Source organism: Microcoleus sp. Aus8_D2 (genome assembly GCF_036702665.1).
Taxonomy (GTDB): Bacteria; Cyanobacteriota; Cyanobacteriia; order Cyanobacteriales; family Microcoleaceae; genus Microcoleus.
Map to the genome: position 1 here is coordinate 190,930 of NZ_JAUBUN010000006.1, position 6,000 is coordinate 196,929.

The 6,000-nt window shown below is 45.5% G+C and carries 6 protein-coding genes; 5 read left to right on the plus strand and 1 reads right to left on the minus strand.

The window, feature by feature from the left end:
• Positions 1–27 precede the first annotated feature (27 nt).
• Entirely contained in the window at positions 28–600 is a 573-nt protein-coding gene (locus QUB64_RS07170) for a phycobilisome protein (protein ID WP_333267220.1), read from the minus strand.
• A gap of 130 nt (positions 601–730) precedes the next feature.
• Between QUB64_RS07170 and QUB64_RS07175 the strand changes: the two genes are divergently transcribed.
• The 5 genes from QUB64_RS07175 to QUB64_RS07195 all read left to right on the plus strand — a co-directional run.
• Positions 731–3,208, plus strand: a complete 2,478-nt coding sequence (locus QUB64_RS07175; RefSeq protein WP_333267222.1) for an MASE1 domain-containing protein — start codon at positions 731–733, stop codon at positions 3,206–3,208.
• A gap of 15 nt (positions 3,209–3,223) precedes the next feature.
• Positions 3,224–4,513, plus strand: a complete 1,290-nt coding sequence (locus tag QUB64_RS07180) for a sensor histidine kinase (RefSeq protein WP_333267224.1) — start codon at positions 3,224–3,226, stop codon at positions 4,511–4,513.
• Between the two features lie 103 nt (positions 4,514–4,616).
• On the plus strand, positions 4,617–4,754 hold the full coding sequence (locus QUB64_RS07185; protein WP_442921635.1) for a hypothetical protein: 138 nt from the start codon (positions 4,617–4,619) through the stop codon (positions 4,752–4,754).
• 163 nt (positions 4,755–4,917) lie between these two features.
• Positions 4,918–5,259: a hypothetical protein gene (locus tag QUB64_RS07190; protein WP_333267226.1), complete on the plus strand. Its 342-nt coding sequence runs from the start codon at positions 4,918–4,920 to the stop codon at positions 5,257–5,259.
• A gap of 70 nt (positions 5,260–5,329) precedes the next feature.
• Positions 5,330–6,000 (plus strand): ribbon-helix-helix protein, CopG family (locus QUB64_RS07195; RefSeq protein ID WP_333394004.1); only part of this gene is annotated, 671 nt, incomplete at its 3' end.

The following is a 6,000-nucleotide window of genomic DNA, read 5'->3' on the forward strand; positions in this document are numbered from 1 at the left end:
AATCGCCGACTTTTATGAAGGGGGTTTTTAACTAAACTTGCTCAACTTCTCAATCAAATGGTCGAAATAAGGAGCTAATTTTGCCCGCGACTCGCCCGAATCGCACCGCTTCAGACTAGCAGCCTTAATCCCTTCCAAACCCTGAACCATTGCAGGCAAAGGAACGCCCAACTCTTGATAGAGCAAATTCATGTAATGCAGTCCTTCCTCGCTGGTAAATTCGGGGGTATTTCCCGCAATTCCATAGGTAATGCAGCGGAGAAAATGCCAGAAATCCCGCCAACAAGCCTCCGCCCGGGCTGGCGGATAAAGCTCGCCTCCTGGTTCAGAAATATTCGGATATGCGGCTAAAACTTGTTCCCTGGCTTCCGATACAATATCGGCAGCACTGTCGCGCAGGAACTTAGCAGTATTAACTGACGTTGGTTCAGATGAGTGAAATTGTTGCAAATCTTCATCGGCGAGATAGCGGCCTGCGTCGTCAGCAGCCTGAATGAGTTGGATTTCTGCGGGAGAGTGTGAATTTTCCCAGGCGGCTAAGCTGACAATTCGGGCTTTCGGGATTAATTCTTTGGCTTTTTCGCTTAATTGGAGAGTCATAGACAAATGGCTAGTCAGTAATTACTGAAAGATGGCTTATTAGAAGTTTACCAGAATTGCGATCGGCATCACCGCAAATCAACCTAAATCTGGAGTAGCCTAATTTCATATTGTTTAAATTTTGACTTTAATGGAAAAAATACTAAGACAGCTCGAACAAAAAAACACAGCCAAGGGGAAGTTTCCATTTATGCCGGAGAAAAATCTCCTGATAGGAGCATTAATAATTCCTCCGATTCACTTGATTCTGATCGAGATATCCCTATTGGTATCCTTCCAAAATGGCGTATCAGCAATTTGGCCGTCAGCAGGTATTTTTTTGGCTGCTTTTTTACTCCTAGGCCCGCGCATTTTACCTGCTCTATTGCTCGCTAATTTCCTGAGTACCGTTATAATTTATCAGCAGCAAGACTTTCTGACTGCCAGTCTCCTTTATGTTTGCAATATTGCAGATCCGCTAGCAGCAAGCTTCCTGATTAATCACTTTGTTAAACACCGGAATTTACTAGATAGAACGCAGGATTTTTTCAGGTTTGTTGTGCTACAAATACCCACGCCTATTATCAGTAGCACTCTCGCCGCTACCGTGCTGTGTCAGCGAGGAATTAGTCCCTGGAGTGCTTACCCAGAAGTTTGGCGGAGTTGGTTTACAGCAGCCATTGCTGGTACGCTGATTGTGACGCCAGCAATCCTGGCCTGGGCTCAGCAACCCAAGCAGTCGGAAAGACTCCGCCCTCCCCAGATTGCAGAATTTGGACTTTTGCTGCTGTTTCTGCTTGTCATCAGCAAAATCGCCTTTTGGCAAAAGTATCCCGTCGAATACATGATGATTCCGCTGCTGATTTGGTCGGCATTTCGATTCGGTGCGCGGCAATCGACTTTGCTGGTGGTGATTGTGTCGGCGATCGCAGTTTTTGGAACATCCCACGGTTTGGGTTCCTTTGTCAGGCCTTCCCTCAACGAATCGCTGTTTCTGCTGCAATCTTTTATCGGTGTTGTCGCCGTTACCACCTTTGTTTTATCTGCGGTAATTAACGAAAATAAACAAGCACAAGCTACGCTCAAAAAACTGAATAACGAGTTAGAACAGCGAGTAGAAGAACGCACGGCTCAACTGCAAGAAGCTAAAGAAGTGGCTGACGCCGCCAATCAATCCAAAAGCGACTTTCTCGCCAATATGAGCCACGAACTCCGCACTCCCCTCAACGGCATTTTGGGCTACGCTCAAATCATGAACCGTTCCCAATCTTGGGGAGAAAAAGAGCGCAATGGCGTCAGCATTATTCACCAGTGCGGCTCCCATCTTTTGACGCTGATTAATGACATTCTCGACCTCTCAAAAATCGAAGCAGGCAAATTAGATTTACATCCGAAAGCTTTTCATTTTCCCTCTTTTTTGCAAAGCATTGTTGAGATGGTTCGCATCCGCACCGAACAAAAACAAATTGATTTGATTTATCTCCACGATGCTGAACTTCCCGAAGGCATAGAAGCCGATGAAAAGCGCTTGCGTCAGGTATTAATTAACTTACTTGGAAATGCTGTCAAATTCACTGATAGAGGCAGCGTCACTTTCAAAATTGAACTAATCAAATCCGAGTCATCGCCGCAGTCTAACTCTTCAATCGAAAATCCAAAATCCCAAATCCAAAATCGCCTGATTCGCTTTAAAATAGAAGATACAGGCGTTGGTATGACTCCAGATTCGCTCGAAAAAATCTTTACACCTTTTGAGCAAGTAGGAGATAACAACCGCAAAACTGAAGGTACCGGACTCGGGCTGGCAATTAGCACCAAAATTGTTAATTTAATGGGCAGTAAAATAGAAGTAACCAGTGATTTTGGCAGCGGCAGCACCTTCGCTTTTACCGTCAATTTCCCCTTAGCTGCTGACTGGGTAAATGCCGCCGCCACCGCTACTGGGAAGCAGATTGTGGGCTATCAGGGAACTCAGAAAACAATTCTGATCGTCGATGACAACTGGCAGAACCGTTCAGTGATTGTCAGCCTCCTGGAACCAATTGGTTTTGCAGTCATCGAAGCTGAAAATGGCGAGGATGGCTTAGCTAAAGCAGCTCAAATAAAACCTGATTTAATTATCGCTGATTTGTCGATGCCTGTGATGGACGGTTTTGAAATGCTGCGGCTGTTGCGGAGTTCAGAAGCGTTAAAAAACCTGCGTACAGTCGTCTCGTCTGCTTCTGTTTATGAAATGGACATCCAAAAAAGTTTGGATGCTGGCGGTGATGATTTTCTGCCGAAGCCGGTGCAGCTTGAGGAATTATTTTCGATCGTGCAAAAGCATTTGCAAATTAAATGGAAGTACCAGCAGACAGCCTCAACTGAATCTGCTGGCGCACAATTAGCACCGAAACCTAGAGCTAATTCACCTCTGCAAAGTTCAGAAATGGCGGTTCCTGCACCGGAAGATTTAGCTTTGTTGCTGAAATTAGCCCAGCAGGGCCGCTTGAAAAAACTGACTGAAGAAGCTAAGCGCATCGCACAACTCGACAAGAGTTATACTCTATTTATGCAGCCAATTCTGCAATTGGCAAAGAGCTTTCAATCTGACAAAATTGAAGACTTGCTCAAGCAGTATATGAACTAACAGGGGAAAATATTTATGTCAGAAGCTGAGTTGATTTTAGTGGTAGACGATACGCCCGCCAATCTGGATGTGATCTCCGAGGCGTTGACGGATGCGGGTTATGAAGTTGCGATCGCCATTGACGGCGAACGAGCTCTCAAGCAAGTTCAGTATACCCTGCCGAGTTTAATTTTACTGGATGTGATGATGCCGGGAATTAACGGGTTTGACACCTGCCGCCGCCTCAAAGCTTCGCCAGCTACCAAGGACATTCCTGTAATTTTTATGACTGCTTTGTCGGATACAGCAGATAAGATTAAAGGATTTCAGCTAGGTGCGGTTGATTATATCACTAAACCTTTTGAAGAAACGGAGGTGTTGGCGCGCGTCAATACTCACATCAAACTGCGCAATTTGAATAAAGAATTAGAACAGCGGGTAGCCTCGCGCACGGCGGAACTAACTGCTGCTTTGGCGCAAGTCAAGCAATCACAACTTCAGTTGATCCAAAGCGAAAAAATGTCGGCTTTGGGCAATTTAGTCGCTGGTGTCGCTCACGAAATCAACAATCCAGTGGGTTTTATTTATGGCAATATTAAGGAGTTGAATTTGGCGCTCACAGACATCGTTCACCATTTGCGGCTTTATCAGAAAGAATGTCCAAATCCTGGGAAAGATATTGAACTCCACGCCGAAAAGATTGATTTAGAATATGTGTTGCAAGATACAGAAAATATGTTATCATCAATGGAGATGGGATGCGATCGCCTTCGCAACATCAGCACTTCCCTCCGTACCTTCTCCCGCGCCGATACGGCTGTCAAAGTCTGGGCTAACATCTGCGACGGCATTGATAGCACGCTGATGATTTTGCAGCACCGCCTGAAAGCTCAAGATACTCGTCCCGAAATTCAAGTTATCAAGGAATATGGAGATATTCCTCCGGTAAAATGCTATTTGGGACAACTGAATCAGGTGTTTGTGAATGTGATTTCAAATGCGATAGATGCTGTGAATGAGTGCAATCACGGACGCAGTTATAATGAAATTACAGCGGCTCCTAATACAATTATTATTACTACAGAATTAAGTCAAGACAGACAAAGGGTTGTCATCAAAATTAAAGATAATGGTAAGGGAATTTCGGAAGATGTAAAAGCGCACATTTTTGACCACTTGTTCACTACGAAATTAGTGGGTCAAGGGACGGGGTTGGGTTTGTCGATTAGTCGCCAAATAGTGGAAGAAATACATGGCGGTAGTTTGACTTGCTCTTCTGTGTTGGGTGAGGGGGCCCAATTTGCGATCGAACTGCCGATCGATTAATGCGATAATTTAGGCATCAACCAGGTTTGATGGACGAAACTGGGAAGGGCGGGTTTACCAATATCCTGGATGTGGATTACAGATACTTCCAGGCGGCGACAGTTTGCAAGTTCTCAATTTTGTGATTTTCCCGCAGCTTAACTATGATTTGCCGTTTTTTGGCGCGGATTTGGTAACGATCCCCGGCGGCTATTTAATTGCTCTGGATCTGCAGCCTCTGTTTGGCGGTGACGCAGACTAAGCTGTTGCACATTTAAATTGGATATTATGGACGCTGCTCAAAGCCCATCCCACTCATGGTTTGATAAATTCTTGACACACAATTTAAATACCGCAACAGCTTACCAGGCTCAGTATACTCGGTCGATCGCACAATTTTTGCAAGTTCATCAACCGCACCTCCCTTGGGCTGGCGATTTTCCCTCTTTCAGCGCAGCATTTTTTCGCCACCGGCGTTGCTGTGGAGTCGCCCCAAGGAAACGGAAGTTTTGGAGACTCAGGTTTTCGCAGCATTCAAAGACTATCTCGCTGCTGATGTGGAGAAGGTCGATCGCGCCGCACCCGTGATACATAGCGGAAAGTTAGATAGTATCTTACCAGCTCAACTGCGCTATCTGCGGTATCGTGCCGCGTCTTACGCGGGCCGGGGAATGTTGAAGCGGTTCTGCGGCGAGGAATCGACTAAGCGAGTATATTCACGAATTTTTGTTAGATTGGGAACAGAAGCTGCCACAATTGGTAAGTAACAAAAATTGATTTTAATAGAAGCTTCAGCCACTATACTAATAAGTGTAGGTTGGCATGAGGAAAATGCCAATGGTCAAAAAAAATCGCAATGTAGTTAGTTCAAATCCAGACAGCAAAGTCAAAATCGGACTTTCGCTGACTGCTTCTAGTGCCGATCGATTGAACGCGATCGCTCGAAAGCTCGGAATATCAAGGTCGGAACTTCTAGAACGCTTGGCACAAGGCGCTCTGGATATTTCTAAGGACAAGGCGGAAGTTAGTGTCACTTGGAAAAAAGGTGAAGAAGTAACGGTCGAAACCGCCCAGTTGCAAGGGGAAACAGCCGAAAAAAGCGACATTAAGGACGCTATAACGGCAGAAACCCTATTGGACTCGGTGAGCGTACAGTCAAATCCCCTGCAAGCAAGTTACGAAGCTTTACAACAGCAGTTGACGGAACGCGAAAGTTCGATCGCCCAATTGCAGCAGCAATTAGCTGACAAGCAAAATCTCGAAAGCCAATTGCAGGAAACTGTATCGAAGTCAAGTTACGAAGCTTTACAACAGCAGTTGACGGAACGCGAAAGTTCGATCGCCCAATTGCAGCAGCAATTAGCTGACAAGCAAAATCTCGAAAGCCAATTGCAGGAAACTGTATCGAAGTCAAGTTACGAAGCTTTACAACAGCAGTTGACGGAACGCGAAAGTTCGATCGCCCAATTGCAGCAGCAATTAGCTGACAAGCAAAATCTCGAAAGCCA

Coding starts and splice junctions, on each gene's coding strand:
- QUB64_RS07170 (WP_333267220.1), bottom strand. CDS start 600: ATGACTCTCCAATTAAGCGAAAAAGCCAAAGAATTAATCCCGAAAGCC.
- QUB64_RS07180 (WP_333267224.1), top strand. CDS start 3,224: ATGTCAGAAGCTGAGTTGATTTTAGTGGTAGACGATACGCCCGCCAAT.
- QUB64_RS07175 (WP_333267222.1), top strand. CDS start 731: ATGGAAAAAATACTAAGACAGCTCGAACAAAAAAACACAGCCAAGGGG.